The 23,841-nt window shown below is 73.2% G+C and carries 23 protein-coding genes and 1 pseudogene; 17 read left to right on the top strand and 7 right to left on the bottom strand.

Annotated elements, in window-relative coordinates; all coding sequences use genetic code 11:
* Positions 1 to 62: 62 nt before the first annotated feature.
* On the bottom strand, positions 63 to 590 hold the full coding sequence (locus AVW11_RS20160; protein WP_030854935.1) for an NUDIX hydrolase family protein: 528 nt from the start codon (positions 588 to 590) through the stop codon (positions 63 to 65).
* A gap of 219 nt (positions 591 to 809) precedes the next feature.
* Here AVW11_RS20160 and AVW11_RS20155 point away from each other — a divergent pair, with 219 nt between their 5' ends.
* The 3 genes from AVW11_RS20155 to AVW11_RS20145 all read left to right on the top strand — a co-directional run bounded on the left by AVW11_RS20155 (position 810) and on the right by AVW11_RS20145 (position 3,998).
* Entirely contained in the window at positions 810 to 2,030 is a 1,221-nt protein-coding gene (locus AVW11_RS20155) for a cytochrome P450 family protein (RefSeq protein WP_076045109.1), read from the top strand.
* An 81-nt stretch (positions 2,031 to 2,111) separates the two neighbouring features.
* Entirely contained in the window at positions 2,112 to 3,065 is a 954-nt protein-coding gene (locus tag AVW11_RS20150; RefSeq protein WP_030854943.1) for an AraC family transcriptional regulator, read from the top strand.
* 294 nt (positions 3,066 to 3,359) lie between these two features.
* The gene (locus tag AVW11_RS20145; protein ID WP_060180175.1) at positions 3,360 to 3,998 is read left to right on the top strand and encodes a helix-turn-helix transcriptional regulator; all 639 of its coding nucleotides are present in this window, start codon (positions 3,360 to 3,362) and stop codon (positions 3,996 to 3,998) included.
* A 77-nt stretch (positions 3,999 to 4,075) separates the two neighbouring features.
* On the opposite strand, the gene AVW11_RS20140 is transcribed toward AVW11_RS20145, so the two are convergent.
* Positions 4,076 to 4,912 carry a peptidoglycan recognition protein family protein gene (locus AVW11_RS20140; protein ID WP_076045107.1) on the bottom strand — a complete coding sequence of 279 codons (837 nt, stop codon included), beginning with the start codon at positions 4,910 to 4,912 and terminating at the stop codon, positions 4,076 to 4,078.
* A 327-nt stretch (positions 4,913 to 5,239) separates the two neighbouring features.
* Here AVW11_RS20140 and AVW11_RS20135 point away from each other — a divergent pair, with 327 nt between their 5' ends.
* Complete coding sequence (locus AVW11_RS20135; protein ID WP_076045105.1) at positions 5,240 to 5,872, top strand: GNAT family N-acetyltransferase; 633 nt, start codon at positions 5,240 to 5,242, stop codon at positions 5,870 to 5,872.
* A 475-nt stretch (positions 5,873 to 6,347) separates the two neighbouring features.
* Here AVW11_RS20135 and AVW11_RS20125 read toward each other — a convergent pair whose 3' ends face one another.
* Entirely contained in the window at positions 6,348 to 6,794 is a 447-nt protein-coding gene (locus AVW11_RS20125) for a DUF6228 family protein (protein ID WP_076045127.1), read from the bottom strand.
* 225 nt (positions 6,795 to 7,019) lie between these two features.
* Here AVW11_RS20125 and AVW11_RS20120 point away from each other — a divergent pair, with 225 nt between their 5' ends.
* The 4 genes and pseudogenes from AVW11_RS20120 to AVW11_RS20105 all read left to right on the top strand — a co-directional run bounded on the left by AVW11_RS20120 (position 7,020) and on the right by AVW11_RS20105 (position 9,956).
* Complete coding sequence (locus AVW11_RS20120; RefSeq protein WP_076045101.1) at positions 7,020 to 7,733, top strand: helix-turn-helix transcriptional regulator; 714 nt, start codon at positions 7,020 to 7,022, stop codon at positions 7,731 to 7,733.
* 32 nt (positions 7,734 to 7,765) lie between these two features.
* Positions 7,766 to 8,254: pseudogene (locus AVW11_RS20115) on the top strand (DUF3291 domain-containing protein); the annotation flags it as partial.
* 224 nt (positions 8,255 to 8,478) lie between these two features.
* The gene (locus AVW11_RS20110; protein WP_030854967.1) at positions 8,479 to 8,892 is read left to right on the top strand and encodes a response regulator; all 414 of its coding nucleotides are present in this window, start codon (positions 8,479 to 8,481) and stop codon (positions 8,890 to 8,892) included.
* Between the two features lie 197 nt (positions 8,893 to 9,089).
* Positions 9,090 to 9,956 carry an alpha/beta hydrolase gene (locus AVW11_RS20105; protein WP_173675304.1) on the top strand — a complete coding sequence of 289 codons (867 nt, stop codon included), beginning with the start codon at positions 9,090 to 9,092 and terminating at the stop codon, positions 9,954 to 9,956.
* Between the two features lie 353 nt (positions 9,957 to 10,309).
* Here the strand turns inward: AVW11_RS20105 and AVW11_RS20100 are convergent, their stop codons facing one another.
* Positions 10,310 to 11,431, bottom strand: a complete 1,122-nt coding sequence (locus AVW11_RS20100; RefSeq protein ID WP_030854973.1) for a nucleotide disphospho-sugar-binding domain-containing protein — start codon at positions 11,429 to 11,431, stop codon at positions 10,310 to 10,312.
* A gap of 405 nt (positions 11,432 to 11,836) precedes the next feature.
* Between AVW11_RS20100 and AVW11_RS20095 the strand changes: the two genes are divergently transcribed.
* The 3 genes from AVW11_RS20095 (at position 11,837) to AVW11_RS20085 (ending at position 13,741) form a co-directional block, all read left to right on the top strand.
* Positions 11,837 to 12,082: a protealysin inhibitor emfourin gene (locus tag AVW11_RS20095; protein WP_030854976.1), complete on the top strand. Its 246-nt coding sequence runs from the start codon at positions 11,837 to 11,839 to the stop codon at positions 12,080 to 12,082.
* 524 nt (positions 12,083 to 12,606) lie between these two features.
* Complete coding sequence (locus AVW11_RS20090) at positions 12,607 to 13,134, top strand: GtrA domain-containing protein (protein ID WP_076045097.1); 528 nt, start codon at positions 12,607 to 12,609, stop codon at positions 13,132 to 13,134.
* Between the two features lie 241 nt (positions 13,135 to 13,375).
* On the top strand, positions 13,376 to 13,741 hold the full coding sequence (locus AVW11_RS20085; protein ID WP_234331163.1) for a hypothetical protein: 366 nt from the start codon (positions 13,376 to 13,378) through the stop codon (positions 13,739 to 13,741).
* Positions 13,742 to 13,797: 56 nt separating this feature from the next.
* Here the strand turns inward: AVW11_RS20085 and AVW11_RS20080 are convergent, their stop codons facing one another.
* A complete protein-coding gene (locus AVW11_RS20080) occupies positions 13,798 to 14,388 on the bottom strand; it encodes a DUF3995 domain-containing protein (RefSeq protein ID WP_076045095.1) in 591 nt (196 codons plus the stop codon).
* Positions 14,389 to 14,466: 78 nt separating this feature from the next.
* Here AVW11_RS20080 and AVW11_RS20075 point away from each other — a divergent pair, with 78 nt between their 5' ends.
* The 6 genes from AVW11_RS20075 (at position 14,467) to AVW11_RS20050 (ending at position 18,011) form a co-directional block, all read left to right on the top strand.
* Complete coding sequence (locus AVW11_RS20075; protein ID WP_079250704.1) at positions 14,467 to 15,081, top strand: TetR/AcrR family transcriptional regulator; 615 nt, start codon at positions 14,467 to 14,469, stop codon at positions 15,079 to 15,081.
* A 146-nt stretch (positions 15,082 to 15,227) separates the two neighbouring features.
* Positions 15,228 to 15,653: a nuclear transport factor 2 family protein gene (locus tag AVW11_RS20070; RefSeq protein ID WP_030854996.1), complete on the top strand. Its 426-nt coding sequence runs from the start codon at positions 15,228 to 15,230 to the stop codon at positions 15,651 to 15,653.
* Positions 15,650 to 16,552: an NmrA family NAD(P)-binding protein gene (locus AVW11_RS20065; RefSeq protein ID WP_079250703.1), complete on the top strand. Its 903-nt coding sequence runs from the start codon at positions 15,650 to 15,652 to the stop codon at positions 16,550 to 16,552. The genes AVW11_RS20070 and AVW11_RS20065 overlap by 4 nt, the downstream gene beginning before the upstream one ends.
* A gap of 58 nt (positions 16,553 to 16,610) precedes the next feature.
* Positions 16,611 to 17,222, top strand: a complete 612-nt coding sequence (locus tag AVW11_RS20060) for a TetR/AcrR family transcriptional regulator (RefSeq protein ID WP_060180183.1) — start codon at positions 16,611 to 16,613, stop codon at positions 17,220 to 17,222.
* A gap of 187 nt (positions 17,223 to 17,409) precedes the next feature.
* On the top strand, positions 17,410 to 17,604 hold the full coding sequence (locus tag AVW11_RS20055; protein ID WP_060180184.1) for a hypothetical protein: 195 nt from the start codon (positions 17,410 to 17,412) through the stop codon (positions 17,602 to 17,604).
* A gap of 131 nt (positions 17,605 to 17,735) precedes the next feature.
* Positions 17,736 to 18,011: a WhiB family transcriptional regulator gene (locus tag AVW11_RS20050; protein ID WP_060180185.1), complete on the top strand. Its 276-nt coding sequence runs from the start codon at positions 17,736 to 17,738 to the stop codon at positions 18,009 to 18,011.
* 220 nt (positions 18,012 to 18,231) lie between these two features.
* On the opposite strand, the gene AVW11_RS20045 is transcribed toward AVW11_RS20050, so the two are convergent.
* Positions 18,232 to 22,674 (bottom strand): P-loop domain-containing protein, encoded by a 4,443-nt coding sequence (locus AVW11_RS20045; protein WP_076045091.1) that lies wholly within the window; start codon positions 22,672 to 22,674, stop codon positions 18,232 to 18,234.
* An 11-nt stretch (positions 22,675 to 22,685) separates the two neighbouring features.
* Complete coding sequence (locus tag AVW11_RS20040; protein WP_076045089.1) at positions 22,686 to 23,561, bottom strand: hypothetical protein; 876 nt, start codon at positions 23,559 to 23,561, stop codon at positions 22,686 to 22,688.
* Positions 23,562 to 23,841: the final 280 nt, after the last annotated feature.

Below are 23,841 nucleotides of genomic sequence, written 5' to 3'. Positions count from 1 at the left end.
GCCGCCGTACATGCGTCCGGGGCAGGCCGGGCAGGCCTGGGCACATGGGCCCGGAGGCGGCCTCAGTACGCGCGTCCCACGTGCGCCAGGGCCTGCTTCAGCAGCACCGCGTGGCCGCCCGGCATCTCGCCCTGCACGGCCGCCGAAGCCGCCTCCTGCGGGCTGAACCACACCAGGTCCAGGGCGTCCTGCCGGGGACGGCAGTCGCCCGTCACCGGTACCACGTAGGCCAGGGACACCGCGTGCTGGCGCGGGTCGTGGAACGGGGTGATCCCGGCCGTGGGGAAGTACTCGGCCACCGTGAAGGGTTGAAGGGAGGCCGGCACCAGGGGCAGGGCCACCGGACCCAGGTCCTTCTCCAGGTGGCGCAGCAGCGCGTCACGGATCCGCTCGTGGTGCATGACACGGCCGGACACCAGCGTCCGGCTGATCGTCCCGTCCGCGCCGATCCGCAGGAGCAGCCCGACGCTGGTGACTTCACCGGTCTCGTCGACGCGCACGGGGACGGCCTCGACGTACAGGATCGGCATCTGGGCCCTGGCCGCGTCCAGCTCGTCACTGGTCAGCCAGCCTGGCGTAGTTTCGGTCATGTCAGCCATTTCTTGATCATACTTTCCGGAGGGGGCCTTGGCCCAGATCACGCGTCCATCGGTCATCGACAGGCCGTCAGGATGCCGTGGACGCGGGGAGTTGACGGGCCGTCGGGACGGTGTGCGCCCCGTCCGCCATGACCGAAAAGCTGCATTCGCGGACACTCGGGCGCATATCCTCACTTCCCATGGCGGGGGCGTCGTATACCTGGAGGCACGATGAGTGAGCGGCCGGTCCTTCTTCCCTACGCCGACCCGGCATTCCTCGCGGATCCCTTCCCGCTGTACCGGCAACTGCGCGAGGAAGGGCCCGTGCGCCGCGTCGTCGCCGCGGGCGGGCTGGACGCCTGGCTCGTCACCCGCTACGAGGACGCGCTCGCTGCCCTGTCCGACCCCCGCCTCAGCAGTGACGTACGCGATGCCTCGGACCCCCGGCTCCTGGCCCAGCTGCCCGGCACGGAGCGCGAGTCGATGCTCAGCAACATGCTCCGCAGCGACCCGCCCGACCACACCCGCCTGCGCCGCCTGGTCTCCAAGGCGTTCACCGCCCGCAGGGTCGCGCAGATGCGGCCCCGGATCCAGGCCGTCACCGACAGCCTCCTCGACAGGATCGCCCCGGCCGGTCGCGCCGACCTCGTCGCGGACTTCGCGCTGCCGCTGCCCGTCACCGTCATCGGCGAACTCCTCGGCGTACCACCGGACGACCGCCTCGACTTCCAACACTGGACCGACCGCATGATCATGCGGGGCGCCGAGCCGCCGGACCCCGCAGTCGTGGACGAGGCATGGCAGCACATGCGCGCCTACGTGACCGGCCTCATCGGGGACAAACGCGCACACCCCGGCGACGACCTGCTCAGCGGACTGATCTCCGCCCGGGACGAGGAACGGCGCCTGAGCGAGGACGAGCTCATCGCCATGGTCTTCCTGCTGCTCGCCGCCGGCTACATCACCACGGTCAACCTGATCGGCGCAGGCATCGCCATGCTCCTCGCCCACCCCGGCCAGCTCGCCCTCCTGCGCTCCCGACCCGAGCTCCTGGAAAGCGCGATCGAGGAGTTCCTCCGCTACGACGGGCCGGTCAACCCCGGCATCGCCCGCTTCGCCCGCGAGGACGTCGAGATCGCGGGTACGGCCGTCCCGCGCGGCGCGACCGTCCTGATCGCGTCCGCCATCGCCGACCGCGACCCGGCACGGTTCCCGGACCCCGACCGCCTCGACATCACCCGGCAGGACAACGCCCACCTCGCCTTCGGCCACGGCGTCCACTACTGCCTGGGCGCACCGCTGGCCCGCCTGGAGGGGAACATCGCGATCGGCACCGCGCTGCGCCGCCTGCCCGGACTCGCCCTCGCCGTGGAGCCGGACGAGATCCGCTGGCGCCCGGGCGGGCTGCGCGGCCCCCTGAGCCTCCCCGTGACCTTCGGCACCGGTGCCTAGACGGTCCGGTCGGCCGCCGGCGGCATACTGGACGGGCTTGTCCACGGCAGGCCGTGCCCGGTGCCGGCGAGGGAGGGCCCGATGACGAACCTCTTCTTCGAGAGCGGCAGCCTCGATGCCACGGAGGCGTTCCTGTCCGCCGCCTACACCCCCATGCAGATCGGCGGGCGCCCCGCGGACACCAAGGCGCGGATCTCCCGTACCGCCGTCGGCGGGCTGAGCGTGGACCGACTCTCGTTCGGCTACACGATGGGCTACGACGCGGGATGCCTGGGCAAGGTGTGCCTGGTGACGATGCACAGCGGAACCATCGTGGACACCACCGGAGGCCGCGAGGAGGTCTTCGGCCCCGGCGAGACCTTCCTCATCGCCCCGCCCGACCGGCCGTACGCGGGGCAGGTGCGCGAAGCCCGCTACACGATCACTATGTTCGACCCCCGCCTGCTGGGCCGGGTCGCCTCCGTCCCCGACGGCAAGGGCGTACGGATCACCGGCCCCCGGGCCGTCGGCCCGGCCGAGAACCGGCGGCTCGGCGCGGCCGTCGCCTACCTCCGCGACCACGTCCTCGACGACGGCACGGCATCCGCAGACCCCGACGGGCTGCTGGTCTCGACGGCCGCCCAGCACCTGGCGGCCACGGTGCTGCGCACGCTGCCGAACACCGCCCGGGAGGAGGCGCCCGCCCCGCGGGACACGCGCGACGCACACAGCGACACCCTGCGCCGCGCCGTCGCGTTCATCGAGGCCAACGCCCACCGCGCCATCACCCTCGCCGACATCGCCGCCTCGATCCCCGTCACGCCGCGCGCGGTGCAGTACGCCTTCACCCGCCACGCCGGCACGACGCCGCTCGGCCACCTCCGCCGGGTCCGGCTGGCCCGTGCCCACGCCGAGCTCCGGTCCGCCGATCCGTCGGGCGGCGCCACCGTCGCCGACATCGCCGGACGCTGGGGCTTCGCGCACCAGGGCCGCTTCGCCGCCGCCTACCGGCAGGAGTACGGCGTGACGCCTTCCGCCACGCTCAGATCCGGCTGAGCCCACGGGGCCGCGATCACATGCACGGCCCCGTGCCGGGACGTCCGCCGGGCGCCCCGGAGACGGCGACGTCGAACACCCGGCCGGCGCCCGTGGTGCACCGCAGACGGTCGAAAAGGGACGCCATCACACGCTCCCGGCGATCTGGTGGTCGAACTGGTGGTAGGTATCGGGTCGATCTCGTGGTCGATCTCGTGGTGAGCCACGATTGTCGGCGGACCGACCGCAACAGGACGATTCTCCAAGCTCGTTCGGCGTGTTGCGCGCGCTCCCCGCACCTAAGGATGTTCGGTCATGGCTCTGAGTTCCCGTGCCAGGATCCCGGTCGAGGTCCACGCACCGGATCCGCTCTCCTTCGCCGGAGCGACCGGCCTGCTGCGCCGGCAGCCCGAGGTCGAGGTCGTGGAGGAGATGGCCGGACGCCCGGGGACGGTCGCGCTCCTGCTCGTCGACACGCTGGACGAGACGGCCCTCTCGCGTCTGCGGCGGCTCGCGCGCACCGAGGGGATCCGGGTGGTCCTCGTCGCGAGGGCCCTGCGGGAGGCGGAGCTGCTCCAGGTCGTCGAATGCGACGTCCGCGCCATCGTCTGGCGGCGGGAGGCGACCGAGGACCGGCTCCTCCAGGCGGTCCGCGCGGCCGCCCGGGGCGACGGCGACCTGCCCTCGGACCTGATCGCCCGGCTGATCGCCCAGCTCGGCAGCATGCAGCGCAGCGGCGAGCGGCTGCCGGGCACCCCGGCCTCCGGCCTCGTGCAGCGCGAGGTCGACGTGCTGCGGCTGGTCGCCGACGGGCTGAGCACGGAGGAGGTCGCGGGCAAGCTGGCCTATTCGGAGCGCACCGTGAAGAACGTGATGCACGGGCTCACCACCCGCCTGCACCTGCGCAATCGTGCCCACGCCGTGGCGTACGCCCTGCGCGAGGGGTACATCTGACGGCCCGAGACCGTGGGAGTCGGCCCGTCGGGCAAGGCCGTGGCCTGGGCGACGGGTACGTCGTACGTGACCCTCCGTCAGGGCAGGAGCCCCGCCGGCAGGTACTCGCCGAACAGGGCGGCCGGCCGTCCGGTGGCCTGGCGGACCAGGTCCCCCACCGGATCCTCCTCCGGCTCCGACAGGGTGGTGCCGAGGCGGGTGGCGACGTCCCTGCGGAGGGTCGGCAGCATGGCGTACAGGCGGTCGCCCGGGCAGGAGGTGGCGTTGAAGTCGCGGTGGCCGTAGATCTCCGAGGCGGGCAGGCCGTACTGGCTGCAGATGTGGGCGCACAGGTCGGCCAGCGCCGCGAACTGCGCCGCCGGCGGCGTCTGCGAGGTGTACGTGCCCTCGTTCTCGATGCCGATCGACACGGTGTTCTGCCCGACGCAGTGCGCCGCGCGCACCTGGCGCCTGCCGGTGTTCAGCTCCGCGAGGCTGTGGTGACGGCCTTCCATCACGAAGGCGCCGCGGCTGATGGTGAAGTGCTGCCCGGTGTCGATCCAGCCCTGCGCGTCCATGTGGTACGTCTGGATGGCCTTGGCCAGGGCGAAGGCGCGCTGCTTCGAGTAGTCCGTGACGTTGGCCGTCGCCGTGTGGTGGACGACGATCCGCTCCGGCCCGTTGGCGAGGACGACCACGGGCTCGGATGCGGCCCGCGCGCCCCAGGCTGCGCAGCCGATGATGTTCGGCCCGGCTGCCGCGTACGCACGCCCGGCGCCGGTGACGGGCAGTGCCGCGGCGGTGGCCAGGGCGAAGGCGCCGGTGAGGACTGACCGGCGGGTGTACCGGCCCGAGGCGGGGACTGATGCCGGTCCTGGTGGCGGGGCCGGGGCCGGTACCGGTGCTGACGCATGGTGCGGTGCGGGGAGGGTCATACGGGGTGCCCGTTTCCGTAGGAGGCTGCCCATTCAAGGGAGTCGGGCCGCACGCGCCGCGCAGACACACCGGACAGTCGCCGGACTCTCCCCGACCGGCCGCCGCCGTCCCGCCCGTCCCACCTGCCGGATGGGGCGTGGACCACGAAGGGAGGGGGAGCGGTGGCGCTGCCTCCTGGGGTGTCGGTCGCCCACATGACGGGCCACCACGTCTGAAGGCTGCCGCCCTCAGCGGGGGGCGTTCCTTCCGTGCGGAGCGAGTGGCTCGTACGGCGTGTCCGCCGCCGTACGGCCGCGGCGCCCGGTCCGGCTGCCTACCGTGATCCCATGAGCAGACGCCCACGCCCGGCGGAGCCGTTGAGGTACGGCATCCGTCCGGCCCGGCCCACCGAGGCGGCGGCGATCGCCGCGCTCCTGGCCCGTGCCTTCGCCGACGACCCGGTCATGGCGTGGATGGTCCCCGCCGCCGACCGGGAACGCCGGATCGCCCGCTATTTCCGGCTGGCCCAGCGCCAACAGAGGCCGCGCGCGGGCGCCGTGCGGGTCGCCGCAATGGGCGACGGGCGGCTGCTGGGCGCGGCGCTGTGGTCGGGTCCCGGGCGCTGGAAGGCTTCCGCGGTGCGGGAAGTGGCGGCGTTGCCCGAGTACGCGCGTGTTTTCGGCCTGCGGGGTATGCCGAGGGCGGGGCAGGTCCAGAACGCCCTCCACGAGGCTCATCCGCAGACGCCGCACTGGTACCTGCCGACGGTGGGGACGGAGAGGGGATTCGAGGGGATGGGGGTCGGCTCGGCACTGCTGCGCCAGCAGCTGGCAGAGTGCGACCGGCTCGGGCAGCCCGCCTACCTGGAGTCCAGCAACGTCACCAACATCCCCTTCTACGAAGGGCTGGGCTTCCGCGTCTCCGGTGAGATCCACCTCCCGGGCGGCGGGCCGACCCTGTGGCCCATGTGGCGCGGCTGACGTCCACCGTCTTCGGGCGCCGGCCCGCGTTCACGTCCGGCACCGCCTCGTCGCCGAGGAAGACCATCCGCGCCAGGCGGCACCGTCGGCCTTCGCGTGCACCCGGATCCGCGCTCGGCGCTGATGCACCCGTTGACGGCCACCCGGCCGGTCGACGTCCCGCCGCCGCAGGCGATCGCCGCGGCGTCGGCGGTGGCCCGTACGGCCGGCGCGGTCAGCGCGGCGGCGGCCAGATCGGCCCGATGCGCCTGAGCACAAAACTCCACACCCTTCGTCCGCGTTGCCGGTCTCGGAACAGGCCGCGGCCCGGGTCGTGGGGCGGGTGCAGGGTCTCGTCAGGCCGCCCCTCGGCCCTGTCCGAGCCCAGCTGGAGGGCATCGCGCCGCAACTGCGCGAGCCTCGTCGGCGGCAACGCGGTGGGATGCGCAAGTTCAGGAGTGCGTCGGCAACTTCGACCGTCGACAGGGCGAGGGATCTATCCCTGGTGGAGGAAACTCCGCACGTCGGAAGCCAGCTTCGACATCTGCTCACCCGCTTCGAGGGTGGTGGTCACCGAGCACTCCCACGCATCCTCGGCAAAGGTCCCACGGCGTAGAAGCCAGCTCAGCTGGACGTGGCCCCCGGAATGAAAGGCCGCCGTCAGGGCCAGCCGACTGGTCACCCACGACCTGTCCTCCTTCCAGCCCCGGAAGTCTTTCGCCAAGCCGTCCAAGAACTCGGTCAGGTCCCCGGCGCGATCCCAGACCGAGAGGCTCACCGAGTCGAGCCGTGCGTGCATGCCGTCCGCCACGCACTCCACCCCGAATGCGATCTCATGATCGTCCACGCGGGACCAATCGAAGAACCGGACATACGTCGTCGGCGAGGTCGGACTACGGACGACGAGCTCGGACGACTCGGCGGAAACCTCGAACAGACTCATGAAGCGAACCATACGAGGCACACGACGCAGACGGCATCGCAGTTCTCGCGACATCGACCACGGGGGAGCGGCGGATGAGCAGAGCTCGTGCCCGGGGCGCGCCTGCCGCCCATTTGTCGGCGACCGGGGACTCATCTCGCTGGCTGGATCGCGCGGAGTCCGTCCGACAGGGGGCAGCCGCGCCGCCTTTCTATATCCAACCTGGGTTGTTTCTAGAATGGCCTGGTGAAGGACATCGACGTGATCGCGGTGCTACAGGATCCGGTGCGCCGCCGACTGTACGAGTACGTGGCCGCCCAGGGCCGCGAGGTCGGCCGCAACGAGGCCGCCGAGGCGGCCGGAGTGGCGCGGACGCTCGCCGCGCACCACCTGGACCGGCTGACCGAGGCGGGCCTGCTGGAGAGTGGCAGCCGCCGGCTGACCGGGCGCTCGGGGCCGGGGGCGGGCCGGCCGGCCAAGGTGTACACGCGGGCGCGGGTGGAGCGGTCGGTGTCGCTGCCCGCCCGCGATTACCGCACCGCCGCAGAGCTGCTTGCCGAGGCTGCCGAGCAGGCCGGGCTGGACGCCGGGCTCTGCGCCGCCGCGCGCCGCCGGGGCGAGTCCCTGCGCGGCGCGGCGGCGCCCTGCGGCGACCTCGAAGAAGCCATGGAACTGCTGGCCGCCCGCGGCTACGAGCCCCATCTGGAAGAGGGAGATGGAGACGGAGAGGGTGAGGGGGAGCGGGAGGGGAGTGGGCAGCAGGGCGGCCGGGATGCTGTCGTCCGCATGCGCAACTGCCCGTTCCACGCCGTCGCCGAACGCTTCCCGCCGCTCGTCTGCGGCATGAACCTCGCGCTGCTGGAAGGGCTCCTCGGCGTCGACGGTCCGGTCCGCGCCCGCATGGACGCCAGGCCGGGGGAGTGCTGCGTGGTGGTCGAGTCTAAAAACAATGGCCATTGACATAGAAAAGGGGGCCGTGCTGGGATGAGGCCATGACCGCATCCACGCACGCCGCCCACCTCGCCCAGCTCAACGTCGCCACGCTCCTCCACCCCTTCGACGACCCGCGCATCGCACCGTTCGTCGAGATGCTGGATCCGGTCAACTCCGCCGCCGACGGGGCGCCCGGCTTCGTATGGCGGCTCGTCGAGGAGGGGGCGGCCGACGCGACCGGCCTGCGCCCGGCGGGGGAGGACGTCATCGTCAACCTGTCCGTGTGGGAGTCCCAGGAGGCCCTGTGGGACTTCGCCTACCGCAGTGGGCACTTGGAGGTCATGCGGCGCCGCCGCGAATGGTTCGAGCGGCACGTCGAGGCGCACCTGGTGCTCTGGTGGATCCCCGCCGGCCACCTGCCGACCGTCGGCGAGGCGCTGGACCGGCTGAGCGACCTGCGGGCGCACGGGCCGTCCCCGCGCGCCTTCACCTTCGCCTCCGCGTACACCGCCGCCGAGGCGGCACAGCATCTTCAGGCCGTGCCCTCGGCGCAGCCCGGGAACGCCGGACGAAGCCGGCGCCCGGAGCCGGCCTGCGAGCCGGCCTGCGAGCCGGCCTGCGAGCCGGTCGAAAAGCGGGCTGACGAGCAGAGTGACGAGCCGGCCGACGGGCCCGTCGGCGAGCCGGCGACCGCCTGACCGAGGGCGGCCGCCCCGGCGGTCAGCGCCTCCGGTCGCCCCGCCGCGCGCCTGAAAGCAGGATGGGAAGGGTGATGACGGTCCTGGTGGTCGGCGTGCCCGACGGCGAGCAACTGGAACTGTTGCGCTCGGGCATCCAGCGCAACCCGCACTTCCAGGTCGTCTCGCACGCGCACGACCCCGCCGTCGCCCTCGCGCACGCCCGCGTCCTGCTGCCCGACATCACCGTCATGTCCCTTCCGGCCGGAATCGACGCCATCGACTCGGACCCCGCGGCCCTCCGCGTGTTTCGCGGGGTCCGCGGTCTGGACCCTCCGAGCGGTGTGGTGCTGCGGACGGCTGCCGCCCAGGTGCCCCGTGCGGTGGCCGGGCTCGCCGTCGAGGGAGCCGTGCATGTCGTGCGCGAAGGGGATTTCGACGCCCTGATGCGGGCCCTGCGCACGATCGGGCTGCGGCGGGCCAGCTGCGATCCGGACGAGATGCCCTGACCGGGGCGGCCGCCGTCCGCAGCCCGGTCGGCCGCCGTCCGCCGGGTCGGGCGCAGCCCGAAGAACAGGCGGAGGGGTCCGTACCGATTGTTTGGTGATCATTCTCTGCGTACTGTCCCTACGGGCTGCGGCGGGCGCTCGCGCCACCGATGTCCCACGGAATCCTCATGTTCGGCAGAGAGCGAGTGAGCAGACAGATGCAGCCGACCCCGACCTTCGTGCTGGTGCACGGTGCCTTCGCGAACTCCTTCTCCTTCGCGCCGCTCCAAGCCGAACTCGGCCTTCTCGGGCACCGATCCGTAGCCGTCGACCTGCCCGGCCACGGATTCGGGGCGAGCTACCACCGCGCCTATCAGGCACCGCAGGATCCCGAAGGCCTCGCCGCCGCGCCCGGCTCGATCCGGGGCGTGACGCTCGCCGACAACGCCGCGCACCTGATCGGCGTCCTGGAACGGGCCAAGCAGAACGGGCCGGTCATCCTCGTCGCCCACAGCCGCGGCGGCATCACGGCCACCGCCGCCGCCAACGCACGGCCGGACCTGATCGACCGCATCGTGTACGTCGCGGCCTGGGCCCCGGTCGACCTGGAGGTCGGCGGCTACTACGCCGAACCGGAGATGGCCAAGGTCGACGCCGCCTCCCTGAGCCTGGCGCTGGCCGGCAACCCCGCGGAACTCGGGCTGCTGCGCGTCAACTTCCGTACGGCGGACCCCGCGGCCCTCGCCGCGTTGAAGGCGGCCTTCCTCGCCGACGGCACCGACGAGCAGTTCCTGACCTTCCTCAACACCTTCCAGCCCGACGAGAACCTCGACGTCGGCACCTCCGCCGACCGGGCGCAGGCCGCCACCTGGGGCCGTATCCCGAAGACCTTCGTGCGCCTGGCCGACGACGCGAGTCTGCCGCTCCCCATGCAGGACCGGCTGATCCGCGAGGGCGACACCCTGACACCGGACAACCCCTACGACGTCCGCACCCTCGACGGCAGCCACCTCAAGTGGCTGGTCGACCCGGCGCCGGCGGCCCAGGTGCTGGGCGACATAGCCGCGCTCACCGTGACGGCCTGACGGGTAGGGGGCGGGCTGCGCCCCCTACCCGTGCGGGCGGTCGGCTCGACGCCGTCGGCGGGCTCGGCACCACGGTGCCACTGCGCCGTGGTGCCGTGGTGCCGGTGCCGAAGAAGCATGCGCATCGCAGCCTGGAGATGCCGCTGCGGAGCCACATCGCCGTGTTACGCAGGCAGGCGGCCCGTGAAGGGGTGAGCTGTCGGCCCACCTGCCCGCCTGCTGCGTGCCGGCGCGCCCCCGTCCGGCGGCGTGGCATCCCCCGGCGTCGCTGCGCCTCGCGCCTCACGCTGTGGAGGGCGTCCGTCACCTCCGGCGCTCGGGATTTTCCGCCCGGGCGACTTCGCGGAGGTGGCTCAGGCGGACGCCAGGGCCTCCAGAGCGGGGACCGTCTCGGCCGGGGTCGGCAGAGCGGCGTTTTCCGCGCGGAGGCGGCCCGCGGCCTCCCGCAGGTCCGGGTCGACGGTCAGCCGGGTGAGGAGCGCAGCGTCGACGCCGTCGGAGGCGGAACGCAGGGCGGCGCCCGTCGCGGTGAGGGCGTCGGCGTTGGTGAAGTGGTCGGCGCCCTGGGGGAGGAGGAGTTGGGGCAGTCCGGCCTGGAGGGCGGTGAGCATGGTGCCGGAGCCGCCGTGGTGGATCAGCGCGTCCGAAGCGGTCAGCAGCTCGGCGAGCGGGACCCAGGGCAGTGCGCGCACGTTGTCGGGGAGGGTGCCGAGCGGTGCGAGGTCGGCGTCGCCCACGGCGAGCAGGAACTCCGCGTCCACCGACGCGGCGGCCTCGATCAGGCGGACTATGGCGCGCACGCCGTCCAGCTCGGTGAGCACCGTGCCCAGGGTGACCGCCACGCGCGGGCGGTCACCGCGACGGAGCAGTTCGCGGGGGACGAAGCCGCCGCCGTTGTACGGGACGTAGCGCATCCGCAGGCCGTCCGGGTCACCGCCGAGGGAGGCGGGGACGATGTTCAGTGCGGTGGTCTCGGCAGGGCCGGCCACCCCGTACGTCTCGTACGCCTCTGTGAAGTTGGAGGCGAGCCGGCCGACCATGTCGTGGCCGGAGGTGACGCCGAAGTTCTGGATCACGGACGGGATCTTGAGCTTGGCCGCCACCAGCGGGGCCGAGGCTTGGAAGGAGTCGTAGACGAGCAGGTCGGCGCCCCAGCTCTCGGCGACGTCCAGCAGGCCGTCCACGGTGGAGCGGGACAGCAGCGCAAAGCCGTGGGCAGCCCGGTCGAGGATCTGGTCGGAGGTCAGGTCGGTCGTGACGTAGCGCGCCTCCTCGCCCGTGGCCTGTTCGAACACATCCCGGATGGTGCGGCCGTCGCCTATTTCGACGACCGGGAATCCTGCCTGGCGCAGTGGGTGCAGCGGCTGCGAGCCGGCGAACAGCACTTCGTGCCCGGCGGCGCGTAAGGCCTGCGCGGTCGGAATCATCGGAAAGAGGTGCCCGGCCGAGGCCGGGCCGGTGAAGAGAATGCGCACGGTTTCTCCTTGCCCATGTCTGCGGTCGGGGACGGGCGGTGCGGGCTCGCCCCCGGTTCCATCCGAAGAACTGCCGGGACCGCATGCGGTGTTCCCCATCGGAGATCGAAAACCAGACGTTCTGGGAGGACCACGGGCAAGGCGCCCGCCAACCCCCAGGCGCGGCTTGCCGATCACCCCGGGACGACGAAACCGGTGCGCGCCCTCCTCGCCGAACGGCTCATGCGCGTCGCACGCCCGCTCCGGCCCTGTGGCCGGTCGGCCCCCCGGCTCGCGACAGCGTTTTCCGGACGTTCGTACGGACCGGCGCCGGCTCGCTGACAGCGGGCCGCGGTTCGGGGCATGCGCGGCAAGGGCTGCGACGCGCAGACCGTATGACACACCCGCGAACAGGAAGGAACGGCCATGCTGATAACGGTCACCCGCTCCGGAGGCTTCGCCGGCGGCCTGGAGAAGCTCAGCGCACTCGACACGACCGGACGCGCGGACGCGGCGGACCTGGAGGAACTCGCTCAGCGGGCCGTCGCCCCCGTGCCCGACGGCTACCGCTACCGGATCACCGTGGACGACGAGGTGCTCGACCTCCAGGACCCCTGCCTGACCGACGCCCAGCGGACGTTGATCCGTACCGTCCTCGGCGTGGGCGCCTGACCGTCCGCCGAGGCACTGCCCGAGAGGCTTCGAGGGCGGGACGCGCCGCCGCGGGCTCCGGCCCGCTCCGGCGCGTCCGCCAGGCCACCGCCGGACCGCTCCGGCCGAGCCACCGGGCCGCTCCGGCTGTCGACGGCCCTTCCTCCACACGCCGTACCCGCGCGCCGTACCCGCGCCGCATGGCCCCGCTGCCGCGCCCGGCCGACCGGTACGGGCCGGTCCCCTCCAGGCCGATTCCACACCGGGGCTGATCGTCCGTCAGGGGCGGCCGAGGCTCGACCCGGCTCGACTCACGCTCCGGCCCAGGCCTCCCTGGCGCCACGAAAAGGGTGCACGGACAAGAAACTTGGACACCGTGGCGCTGCTTCTGAACTGCATCTTCACCCTCCGCGATCCGACGTGGCGTCAATAGTGGCTCGACGTGGTGCCATTGATGAGCCATGATGGCGTCATGGGTGGCGCGCCCGTCGGTCGGACCGGCGGTGGGTGCGCGTTCGCCGGTAAATCGTGGGAGGGGTCGCATCATGGAGACAGCGCAGAGCCGACAGCAGGCGGCGCAGCCCGGCGCCCTCACCGCCTTCGCCCGCTTCGTGCTCTGCGGCGGCGGCGTGGGGCTCGCCTCCAGCTTCGCCGTGGGAGCGCTGGCCTCCTGGATCCCCTGGGCGCTGGCCAACGCCCTGATCACCGCGGCCTCCACGCTCCTCGCCACCGAGCTCCACGCGCGCTTCACCTTCGGCGCGGGCGGCCGCGCGAGCCGGCGCCAGCACGCGCAGTCGGCCGGGTCCGCAGTGGCCGCGTACGCCGTGACCTGCATGGCGATGCTGGCCCTGCGGCAGTTGGCGGCGGCGCCCGATCCGCTGCTGGAGCAGGTCGTCTACCTGTCGGCGTCCGCGTTCGCGGGCGTGGCCCGTTTCGCCGTGCTGCGCCTCGTCGTTTTCGCCCGGAACCACGCGCAGACCGCGGACACCCTCCGCGGTCCCCGCCACCTGCCCGCGACCGTGGCCCGCACTCCCGCCCCGGCCGACCCGGCGCAGCTCTGCCACGCCGCCTGACCTGTACGGGGGTTGCGGGCCGGGTGGCCCTGCTCGCACGTGCTCCCCGCAGGGCGATCGGCCGCCGCGGGGCAGGCGGCCCTGGAAGGCGGAGGCCGGACAGCGGCTCTAAACGATCGCAGAGTTATGCCCAAAAGGTCACTTTCTGCATCCTGAAGCGGTCGGATAGCAATGACGCGGCGCCTGGCACGGCCTGCCGACCGTCGGCGGCGATCCCGGTGCGCCGAGGAAGGAACGTCTCGTGATCCGCACACGCTATGCCGTTGCCCTGGCCACCATGGCCGTCACCGCCCTGGCCGTCACCGCAAGTCCCGCCTCGGCGGCACCCGGTGACACGGTCAACATGTGCGCCAGTACGCTCACCCCGGACGGCTGGGTGGACGTCCAGTGGTGGAACAGCGGCGGGTGCGGCTCCGGCTTCACGCCCAACATGAAGCAGATCAAGGACCTCAGGGGCTACCCGGTCGGCACCCAGGTCAACGCCTGCGCGTCCACGTGGCCGCCCGCCGGCTGGACCATCACCAGCACCTACTACTCCAGCGGCTGTCGCTACTCCGCCGTCCCGAGCTTCAACCCCAACACCTGGACCCTGAAGCGCACTTCCTGATCGCATGCGGACGCCGTGGTCGACGGAACCTCCCCGAGGCCGACCACGGCGCCCGGTCAGAGCCGGCCGGCGCGGCGCCGGGTGCGCGACGCGACGTAGCCGGTCAGGGACGACAGCGCGATGCACAGCGGCGAATACACCCGCAGATCCATCGCCGTGTACCGGGCCGGCGTCTGCTGGAGGTCCAGGCCGGAAACGACCAGACCGCCCAGCCCCCGCGCGGCCAGGACAGCCGATACGGCCCACAGCCCCACCCGTACGGGACGGGCGCGGCCCAGCGCGGAATCCGGGCGGGCGCAGGCCAGCACCATGCCCGAGGCCGCGGCCAGCAGGCCGGCCACCGCGGCCGTCGCCGCGGCAGGCGGCAGCCCCTCCTGGTCGGTGCCCACCACCACCTCGGCCAGTTCCGCCGGGGGGCCCAGCGGCCACGGCGAGCGGATCCAGACGACGTGCAGTGCCGCAGCCGCGGCCAGGCCGCCGGCCGCCACGACCGCCGCCGCCCGGACAGGACGCGGCACCGCCGCGGTGCCGCCCCCGTCCGCACCGCCCGCTCCCGCTCCCGCGTGCGCCCCCCGATCCCCGTCCCGGTCCCCGTCCCCGGCCGCGTCCCTGTGCACGTCCGCGCCCGTTCCCGTCGTCGTGTCCATCGGTGCCCCTTCCCCACGATGCCCGTCAGTAGATCCAGACAGTGCTGTATGGATTTTCCATACACTACTGTACGGAACATGGCGAAGGGTCGAGTGAGCAAAGAGGACTGGACGATGGCGGCGCTCAGGGCGTTCGCCAGGGGAGGTGTCTCCGCCGTGGCCGTCGACGTCCTCGCCCGCGAGCTCGGCGTCTCGCGCGGCAGCTTCTACTGGCACTTCGAGAACCGCGACGCCCTGCTCGTCGCCGCCCTGGAGACCTGGGAGCGGCACGCCACCACCGAGGTCATCGCCGCGGTCGGCGCCCACGGCGACCCCTGGACGCGCGCCCGGACGCTGCTGCTCGCGGCCCTCGGTGACGAGGGGATCGCGGGCCTCGAGCCCGCGCTGGGCGCCGCCCGCGACGCCCACCCGGCCGTGGCGGAGGTGGTCGACCGGGTCACCCGCACCCGGATCGGATACCTGGAGGCCGTCTTCGCCGACCTCGGGCTCGCCCCGGGCGATGCCCGCCACCGCGCCCTGGCCGCCTACGCCGCCTACCTGGGCTGGCTCGACCTGCGCCGCACCGCACCGGACATCGCTCCCGAGGTGTTGCCCGGCACACCGGCCGCCGAGGCGGCGCTGGACCACCTCGTCTCCATGCTGGGGACGCCGCCCGTACCGGGCGGGGACGTCGGTCGCGGGGGGAGCGCCTGATCCGCCTGGCGTCCCGCGCTTGCCAAGCGGACCGCCGGTCCGTACGCTCGAGATCATACGGACTGCTGGTCCGTTTATTGCGGCTACCGCCTTCTCGCGAGCCGCCGGGCAACGCTGCCACATCGAGCGGAACGGAAGCCTTGACCATGACCAACCCCATGACGGCCGCGGAGCTGTACCGCCACGGCCTGCAACTGCTGCTGGCGAAGGACATCCCCGGCTGGGTGGACCTGTGGGACACCCACGGCGTACTCGAGTTCCCCTTCGCCCCGGACGGCCGGCCGCGCCGCCTCGAAGGCAAGGCCGCGGTCGGCGAGTACATGCGCCACTACCCCGACCACATCGACCTGCACGACTTCCCCGAGGTGACCGTCCACCAGACCACCGCCCCCGAAACGATCGTGGTCGAGATGCGCGGCGTCGGTCGGCTGGTGAAGACCGACACCCCCTACGACATGACGTACATCGCCGTGGTCACGGTCGAGAACGGCCTCATCACCTCCTACCGCGACTACTGGAACCCTCTGGCCGCGTCAGAGTCCGGCGCCGACTTCACGGGAGCGAACCGATGACGACCCCCCACACCTCCCACGCCCCTCACGCCTCCCAGGCCGAGCACGCCCACCATGCGACCACTCTGGTCATCGGGGCCGCCGGCACCACCGGCCGCCGCGTCACCGCCGGGCTGATCGCCGAGGGCCGCCGCGTCAAGGCCGCCGGACGGGCCCCGACCCCGCAGCCGGGCGCGCAGTCCGTCCGCTTCGACTGGAACGAACCCGCCACCTGGGCCGGGGCCCTGGACGGCGTCGACCGCGTCTATCTGATCCCGCCCACCGGCTCCCCGGACCCGGCCGGGGTCATGCTGCCCTTCCTGCGGCAGGCGCGCGCGGCAGGCGTACGCCGCGCGGTCCTGCTCAGCTCGTCGGCGATCCCCGCCGGCGGTCCCGCCGTCGGCCGGGTCCACGAGCAACTGCCCGCCCTGTTCGAGGAGTGGGCGGTGCTGCGGCCCTCCTGGTTCATGCAGAACTTCGCCGGTTCCGCGCCGCACGCACGCACCATCCGCGAACACGGCACCATCCTCACGGCCTCGGGTGACGGACGCGTCGGATTCGTCGACGCCGAGGACATCGCCGCCGTGGCCGTCCGCGCCCTGACCGACGATCAGGCCCCCAACACCGACCTGGTCCTCACCGGACCGCAGGCGCTGAGCTACGCCGACGCGGCCGCGATCATCGCCGAGGCCACCGGCCGCCCCGTCGTGCACCGGCAACTGACCTTCGAAGAACTGCGCGACCGCTGGGCGGCCGAGATACCGCTGGAATTCGCCACCATGCTGGCGGCCATGGACCGCGCCATCGCCGACGGTGCCGAGGACCGTACCTCGGACGCCGTCGAGCGCCTCACAGGGCGTCCCCCGGGTACCTTTCGCGCCTTCGTGGAGCGGGAGGTGCGGACGGCCGCGCACGACTGACACCACCCGGCCGCCTATCATTTCGGGGGCCGGAGAGGCCGCAGACCGAGGAGGACCCGTGGCCCAACGAGCCGAGCGTACGGAGCGTACGGCACGGACCGAGCGCACCGAACGCGCCGACGCCCAGCGCAACCGAGAAGCCGTCCTGGCAGCCGCCGACGCCCTCTTCGCCGCCAGCAGCAGCCCCCACAGCGTGTCGATGGACGACATCGCCGCAGCCGCGGGCGTGGGCAAGGGCACCCTCTTCCGCCGCTTCGGCGACCGCGCCGGCCTGATCGCCGCCGTGATCACCTCCCGCCTCGAACCGCTGCGGCACACGGTGCGGGAGGTTCAGGAGGCGGCGGGCTCCGCACCCCGCCGGCAGGTGGCGGACCTCCTCGACGCCGCCCTGGCCTTCAAGATCGAGAACCGGAACCTCATGTCCGCCGCGGAGGACGCCGGCATCAGCAGCCCGTACCGGGCCCAGCACTACGGCTGGTGGCACGAGACCCTGCGCACGGCGCTCGAACGGGTACCCGGCGTCCACGCCCCGGACTTCACCGCCCACGCCCTGCTGGCCGCCATCCGGGCCGACCTGGTGGCCCACCTCGTCGACGAGCAGAAGATGTCCCCCGAGGAGCTGCGCTCCTCACTCGCCGCCCACCTCGACAACGTCCTCGGTCCCGCGTGATCGAGCCCCGCCGCCCGCCCAACAGGCGCCCCGGGCGTGACCGAGGCGCAGCCACGCCGACAGCCGGGGCTTCGCCGGGACGACCTCGGTAGCGGTTTCGGCAGTGGCGCGGCTCACCGGCCGGCGGCCGGGTCCGCGGCGATGGTTGGAAGCCGCATCCTCCGCGGTCCGTTGTCGTTACCGAAGCATGAGGAAGATCATCACAGGAGTCCTGGTGGCTGCTCTCGCCGTCATCGCCGCCGGAAGCGCCGTGGCGGACGACCATCGGGTATCGCGCGACGCGCCGGTGGTCGCACTGATCAACATCGGGCAGATCGACGACCCGATGGAGGACGTCCTCGAACACACCCTGAACTTCGGCGACGGGTACAAGCGGGACTGACGGCGCCCCTGTCACACGCCGGGACCGGAATCGGACGAGCCTGCCCGACGACGCATGGACGCTCGGATTCCGGTGATACGCGCGGCACCAGGCGGTCGCCACGGACCGCCCCTGCCGGAAGGAACCCGGGCGTGACCGACCTCTCCCGTACGGATGTACTCCTCGACCCCCGCCACGACGCCCCGGTCGACGGACCGTGCCGCTCCGGGGCGCGGGACGTCTTCGAGCGGGGCGCCAACGAGCAGGCCGAAGCCGCCCGGCAGCGCGAGGAAGCCGCCAAGGCGGTGTGCCACCGCTGCCCGGCCCGGCTCCCCTGCCGGCGCCGGGCCCTGGCCGACCGGGTCCTGCACGGTGTGCGCGGCGGCCTCACCGCCGACGAGCGCCACCTCCTGCTGGCGCACGGCTGAGCCGTCTCTTCCGGGGCCTGCCGGGGCTCCCGAGGACCTCCGGTACGCGGGGAGTTCCCCCGCCTTGCGATGCACGGAACCGGGCAACGCGGGCTCGGCCGACAGGATCCGAAGGAGACGGACCAGGACGGACACGACCGGTGCCGTCCGGCCGATCAGGGGCGCAGCCGGAAGGGGACGGCCGTGCCGCCGGAGCCGGTCGACGGCACGCCGTGCTGCCTCAGCCCGGCGGACCGTCCAGGTCCAGCCGGACCAGGGTGACTCCTGAGGCCACCATCACCGTCGGCCCGGCGCAGTCCAGTGCCGTTCCCGGGTGGAGGAGGGGGTGGACGGGCCCGTACTCGTTCCAGGTGGCGGGGTCCCAGGTGCGGACCAGGCCGTCGAGTCCCGTCGTCACCACCACGGGTCCGTGCTCGCCTACGGCCACGCCCACTCCTCTGGCCTCACCGGTGTGGGCGGCCACCGGCTCGCCGAGGCTCTCGAAGGTGCGGGCGTCCCAACGGCGGAGGGTGCCGTCGCCGCACACGGCGAGAATGACCTCCCGGCCCCGGAGTTCGCCGAGCCAGAGGTCGAGGACGGACGCCGAGCCGGTCTCCAGGGGCGGGGCCGACCTCTCGAAAGTGCTGCCGTCCCACACCCGGACGTGGCCGTCCGCGGACCCGGTGACCAGGATGTCCCGCCCGCCCACCGTTCCGAGCGTGACGCACGGGATCGGGCCCCGGTGTCCGCTGACCGTTCCGAACAGCGGTTCGACAAGGGTCTCCCGTGCGGCGGTGTCGCTCCAGTCCTCCGCGGCGAAGACGTACAGGGTGTTGTAGCGGTGCCGTCGGTAGTGGCCCGTCGCGGCTCCCACGACCACGCTGCGGCCCGCGAGCGACCCGGCCGTGACGGCGGTCCACTCGCAACGGGTGCCCATGGACTCGACGATGCCGCCGAACGGCCTCCCGACCGCCTCGCCGGTCTCCAGGTCCATCAGCCGGATCGACTGGTCGGTGGAGCAGACGACTCCCAGCGGCCGCGGCGTCCCCGCCACCGGGAGCACGGCGGTCGCCACGCCGGTCACCTCGCCCTCGCGACGGGGCGGTGTCCCGTGGACCGGGCGTCCCGAACCCATGCAGGTGACGCCCCAGTTGCCGGCGGTGTCGCCGGCCACCACCAGGTGGCGGCCGCGGCCTGGTTCCGGTGATGTCAGCGTCGCGACGGCCAGGCCGGCGATCGCCCCCGCGAAGGGCGCGGGGCGCCGGGCCCCGCGGGTGTCCTCGGGGTCCCACAGGTGCACCGCGCCGTCCGTGCCGCTGGAGAGCAGCACCTCGCGGCCCGCGACGGTGGTGATGGCGAGGTCCTCGACGCCCAGGAAGTGCCCGGTGAAGGTGTGGGCGGGCCGCGCGGAGAAGGTGATGGTGTTCTCGGACGATGCCACCGTCCTGATGCTGATCTCGCCCATGTAGTCGCCGGTGACGGCCACCGGGACGCCGTTCAGGCGGCCGCAGAGGAGGGTTCTGCAGTGTCGGACGCCCTGGTGGGGGCCCATGGGGACGCGGCCAGCCACCGCCGCCTCGCCCTCGATGTCGAGCAGCCACACCTCGTCCAGCAGCGGGTTCCCGACGGCAGCGACGGGAGCGTCCCCGGCCGATGCCGCCAGGGGGAGCCGTCCCCCGCCGTACGGCCGGAGGAACAGGCCGGAGTCGTCGTCCTCGCGCAGGGTGCTCCTGCCGAGCAGGGCTGAGCCGACCAGGCTGTCCTCGACGTCCAGGTCGAGTTCGGCGACACGGGTCTCGGACTCCCTCTCCCTCCTGCCCCAGACGATGTGCAGCCGGTTCGCCGCCCGGCCCTCGACGGCGCGCGCCATCCACGTCCCGCGCTGCCCCTCCGGTTCGGGAAAGGCGCGACCCGTACGGGTCAGGACGTCCCTGCCCCAGACGTCGCCCCGCCAGATGCCGAACGCGGCGTCGAGCACCGTCAGTTCCGCGCCGGGCGGTCCGGCCAGCCGAACCCCCACGGGCCGTGAGGGTGCCATGTCCACCTCGGCGACGAGGGTGGTGAGCCGGGCGTCCCACACCCGTACCCAGCCGTCGTCGCAGGCCGTCACGATGATCTCGCGGGGCCGCCCGTCCTCCGGGTCGCGCACGACGGCGGCGTCGAGCGACACCACCGGTCCGGGCTGTACGGGGAGGGAGCCGAGGCGCCGGGGCGCGGTGGTCGCCCAGACGCTGCGCAGACCACGGGGGCGGACGCCGCCGAACGCGTCGCGTTCCTCGTCCAGGCCCAGGTGGAGGGCGGCGAGGGCGAGCAGCGCGCCCTGTCCGGACCGGTCCGCGAGGAGGGCCGTGCGGTGGGCGGCATGGCGGATGATCTGCCCGTGCGCGCCGATGTGGCCCTCGCCGTCGATGCGCCGCAGGGCGAGGGGCAGCAGCCGCTCCAAATCCGCGGCCCCCAGATAGGTGTGGTTCAGCAGCAGGTCCCGCAGGGCGGCGGCGCCTGCCTCGGCGGCGTGCTCGGCGGCGTGGCGCAGGAGATAGGGGTGGGCGTAGGTCCAGTCCCGTGCGCCGTCCTGGCCGGTGGGGAGGGTGGCGAGGAGTGCCTGGTGGAACACCGCCGGGTCGGTGCGGGCCGCCGTGTGGTCGGCCAGGGACTGGTGGAAGTAGCGGTAGAGGAGGCGCTGGTCGGTGTCGACGGCGGTCCGGGTGTGGAAGGCCGCCTTGCCGAGCACGCGGCGGGTGTCGGCGAGTTGGGGTGTGGGCCCGGTGAGGTCGGGCGGCCGGTGGGCGAGGGCGGCGGCGTGCAGGAGGTCGAGGGGCATGCCCTGCCCGCGGGCCCGGCCGAGGACATCGAGGACCGGACGGATCCAGGGGTCGGTGGCGGCGAGGCTGCCGCAGTGGAGGTCGAAGACCTCGGTGACGCCGCAAGGAGGCTGGGCGGCCTCGGCGGACGGTGTGGTGCGCAGGTGTTCGGCGTAGACGGCGGCGACGAGGAAGGCGCCGTGGTCGGTGTACTCGGAGAGCCGCCGGGCGATGGCACGGACCCGCTCGCGCGCGTCGCGGGCGCGCGGACGCAGGAGTCCGCGCAGGTAGCCGTCGAGGTCGGCGGCGAGCGCGCGCCGTTCGCCGGCGTCGCGGGGGTCGAGGTCGAGGACGGCCTCGGGGTGCGCGGCCAGGTGGCGGCGCAGCGCGGGCAGGGCGTCCCACCAGGGGCGGGTGCCGAGGAGCAGCCGGCAGCCCGCGGTGTCGGGGCCGGTGGCCAGGGGCAGCAGGAGTTCACCGAGTACGGACGCGGGGTCGACGGCCTCGTCCAGGGCGTCCAGGATGACCAGCACGTCGCCCGCCCCGGCCAGTTCCTCCAGGAGTGCCGCGGTGGCCGATCCGGGGGTGCGGTGCTCCTTCGGGGGCGGCTGCGGGGAGTGCCCTGGCGGCTGTCCTGACGGCTGGTGCGCGCCCGGGGCGCCGGGCTCGCGCCGGGCCCTGAGCTGCTGGGCGAGGGAGTCGGTGATCTGCCGGAGGGTGAGCTGGCGGGCGTGGACGGCGAGGACCGTCTCGGGCTGCCTGGGGTAGAAGCCGTCGACGACCGCGGCCACACTGTTGCCGAACCCGTCGAGTTCGGGGTGGAGCAGGCAGGCGGTGACGCCGAGCAGCGCGGACTTTCCGCTGCCCGGTCCGCCGGTGACCACGAGCAGCCGGTTCCTGCGGGCCGCGGCGAAGGTCCAGTCCTGGATACGTGCGAGCTGTGCGGCGCGCCCGGAGAACAGGATGGCGTCCACGTCGCGGGCGCCCGCGACCCGTCCGCCGAAGTGGACCGGGTCGAGGCCGGGTGTGCACGCCTCGGCCAGGCCGCGCAGGGCCGGGTGCAGTCCCGGCAGCCGGTCGGCGCGGGCACCGGGACGGTGGGCGGGGTTGCGGAGGAAGGGCGGTGTCTCGGGGGCGGCGCGGGCGAGCGGGGAGTGGACGACGTCCTGGACGTAGCGCCCGGCAGCACTGTCGGTGGCGGCGAGCTGCCGGTGGACGGCCTGGGCGAGGGTGGTGAAGGGGACGTACTCCTCGCGGGGACTGATGTCGAGGTCGCCGTCGGCGAGGCGGTGCAGGACCTCGACGGTGGCGGTGGTGAAGCGTGCTCCGAACGCGAGGGCCCGGCTGGCGCTGGCGCCGATGATCCAGACGTTCGGGTCGGCGTCCTGGGGCTGCCGGGTGAGGAGGTTGTGCAGCCGCTCCGCCTCGACGGCCTTGCCCGCGCCGCACACGTCGAGCAGCAGGAGCACGGGACGCCGGGCGTCGACGGCGGCCACCAGGAGGTTGCTGACGCTGACACCCGTGGCGTGGAGTGCCGCGCTGTCCTCCTGGAGGTCGGAGGTGGCCAGGAACAGGGTGTTGCTGGCCGCAGAGACCACACCGTGCCCGGCGAAGTGGACGATCAGCGGTTCTTCGCTCTCGAAGGGGCGGCGCAGTTCCAGCCAGGCCGCCGCGAACTCCGTGCTGGTGCACCCGACAAGGGCCTCCCCGGTGCTCGCGCCCGCGCGGGCCAGGGCCGAGGCCAGTTCGCGTACCGCGGGGGCGACCGCGGGAAGGGGGCGCAGGGAGGTGGTTGCGGTGCCGGTATCCGTGGCGTCCGCCGACTCGCCGGCGGGGCCGGGCCGGCCGAACTCGCCGACGCCGACCACCAGAGCCTTGGTCACCGTACGCCTGCTCAGGCCAGGTACGGGGCCACGGCGGCGGCGGTCAGGCCGTTGGCCAGATATCCACCCAGGCCGTGGAAGCCGAAGCCGTTGTCGCAGGTCTCGTCCTGGTCGACGGGGAAGACGGCGGACAGCCCGGGCGGCACGGCGACGGGGTCGCCGACGTCGGCGATGTTGACCCAGCGCCCGACGCCGGCCGGCTTGGCCCCCCTGCCGCCTCGCAGTGCGGGATCGAGGCGCCGGGTGAGCGCGGGGACCCTCAGCGGGGAGCCCAAGGTGAGGAGGAGGTCGACCTTGATGTCGGGGTTGGCGTGCAGGGTCTCGTAGGTGGTGCAGGTGCCCAGGGAGTGGGCGATGACGATGCCGGGAGCGGCGCGGCGGATCGTGTCCGCGATGCGCTCGCGCACCAGGCGGCGTCGCTCCGGCCAGGTGGTGTACGCCTCCACCTCGCGCAGGTTGGAGACGATGGCCTGCTGGATGCGGTCGGACGTCTGCTCACGCAGCCGCCGGGTGAGGCGGTTGCCGCGCTCTTCCAGTAACCGCCCGAGCATCCATCTCACCGGCGCCATGCCGAGGTTCATGGCGTCCTCGGGCACCTCCACCCCCGCAGCGGTGAGCCACTGCGCGACCTCGAACGCCTCGTGCTCGTCCAGGTCGTCGAAGTCCGGTGCCCTCTCCTCGGACTGGGCGTTCTCGGGCAGTTCCCGGCGCAGCAGGTCCGCGTAGTAGGCGACCTCCAGCTCGGGGACCCGCGTGCCCGGGGACACCAGGGCAAGGCTCCCGGCGAGCCGCTGCTGCCAGGTCAGTGCCCGGAGTGCGGCCGCTTCGGGGGGCGTCGCGCCCCGCAGGAAGTTGAACATGCCGTGGACCACTACGACCGGTGCCATCCCCGCCCCCTCCCGGGCGCCACGCACCCCGCCCGCGCCCCCGCGTGCCCCGTACCCATGACGAGAGTGGCGTACACCGGGGAAGCACCTGGCGCGGCGGCCTCGTTCGTCCCGCTCTCCGGCGGACACGGCTCCCCGTCGTCCCGCCCCGGCCGGCCCTCCCGCCCGGCGGCCGACCGGCCGCCAGTGCTGTCGTCTTTTCACCGATATGCACCATCTCGCCGCGGAGTGGCGGGGAGTGACTCCCGTCACTTCCTGTGACGGATGTGACATGCCTTCC

It is taken from the genome of Streptomyces amritsarensis, assembly GCF_001953875.1.
GTDB lineage: Bacteria > Actinomycetota > Actinomycetes > Streptomycetales > Streptomycetaceae > Streptomyces > Streptomyces amritsarensis.
This window is presented reverse-complemented; position numbering and strand designations above follow the sequence as displayed.

Bases quoted from the DNA above. Each gene is read 5' to 3' on its own strand.
- AVW11_RS20160 (WP_030854935.1), bottom strand. From the start codon at position 590: ATGACCGAAACTACGCCAGGCTGGCTGACCAGTGACGAGCTGGACGCG.
- AVW11_RS20155 (WP_076045109.1), top strand. From the start codon at position 810: ATGAGTGAGCGGCCGGTCCTTCTTCCCTACGCCGACCCGGCATTCCTC.
- AVW11_RS20150 (WP_030854943.1), top strand. From the start codon at position 2,112: ATGACGAACCTCTTCTTCGAGAGCGGCAGCCTCGATGCCACGGAGGCG.
- AVW11_RS20145 (WP_060180175.1), top strand. From the start codon at position 3,360: ATGGCTCTGAGTTCCCGTGCCAGGATCCCGGTCGAGGTCCACGCACCG.
- AVW11_RS20140 (WP_076045107.1), bottom strand. From the start codon at position 4,912: ATGACCCTCCCCGCACCGCACCATGCGTCAGCACCGGTACCGGCCCCG.
- AVW11_RS20135 (WP_076045105.1), top strand. From the start codon at position 5,240: ATGAGCAGACGCCCACGCCCGGCGGAGCCGTTGAGGTACGGCATCCGT.
- AVW11_RS20125 (WP_076045127.1), bottom strand. From the start codon at position 6,794: ATGAGTCTGTTCGAGGTTTCCGCCGAGTCGTCCGAGCTCGTCGTCCGT.
- AVW11_RS20110 (WP_030854967.1), top strand. From the start codon at position 8,479: ATGACGGTCCTGGTGGTCGGCGTGCCCGACGGCGAGCAACTGGAACTG.
- AVW11_RS20105 (WP_173675304.1), top strand. From the start codon at position 9,090: ATGCAGCCGACCCCGACCTTCGTGCTGGTGCACGGTGCCTTCGCGAAC.
- AVW11_RS20095 (WP_030854976.1), top strand. From the start codon at position 11,837: ATGCTGATAACGGTCACCCGCTCCGGAGGCTTCGCCGGCGGCCTGGAG.
- AVW11_RS20090 (WP_076045097.1), top strand. From the start codon at position 12,607: ATGGAGACAGCGCAGAGCCGACAGCAGGCGGCGCAGCCCGGCGCCCTC.
- AVW11_RS20080 (WP_076045095.1), bottom strand. From the start codon at position 14,388: ATGGACACGACGACGGGAACGGGCGCGGACGTGCACAGGGACGCGGCC.
- AVW11_RS20075 (WP_079250704.1), top strand. From the start codon at position 14,467: ATGGCGAAGGGTCGAGTGAGCAAAGAGGACTGGACGATGGCGGCGCTC.
- AVW11_RS20070 (WP_030854996.1), top strand. From the start codon at position 15,228: ATGACCAACCCCATGACGGCCGCGGAGCTGTACCGCCACGGCCTGCAA.
- AVW11_RS20065 (WP_079250703.1), top strand. From the start codon at position 15,650: ATGACGACCCCCCACACCTCCCACGCCCCTCACGCCTCCCAGGCCGAG.
- AVW11_RS20055 (WP_060180184.1), top strand. From the start codon at position 17,410: ATGAGGAAGATCATCACAGGAGTCCTGGTGGCTGCTCTCGCCGTCATC.
- AVW11_RS20040 (WP_076045089.1), bottom strand. From the start codon at position 23,561: ATGGCACCGGTCGTAGTGGTCCACGGCATGTTCAACTTCCTGCGGGGC.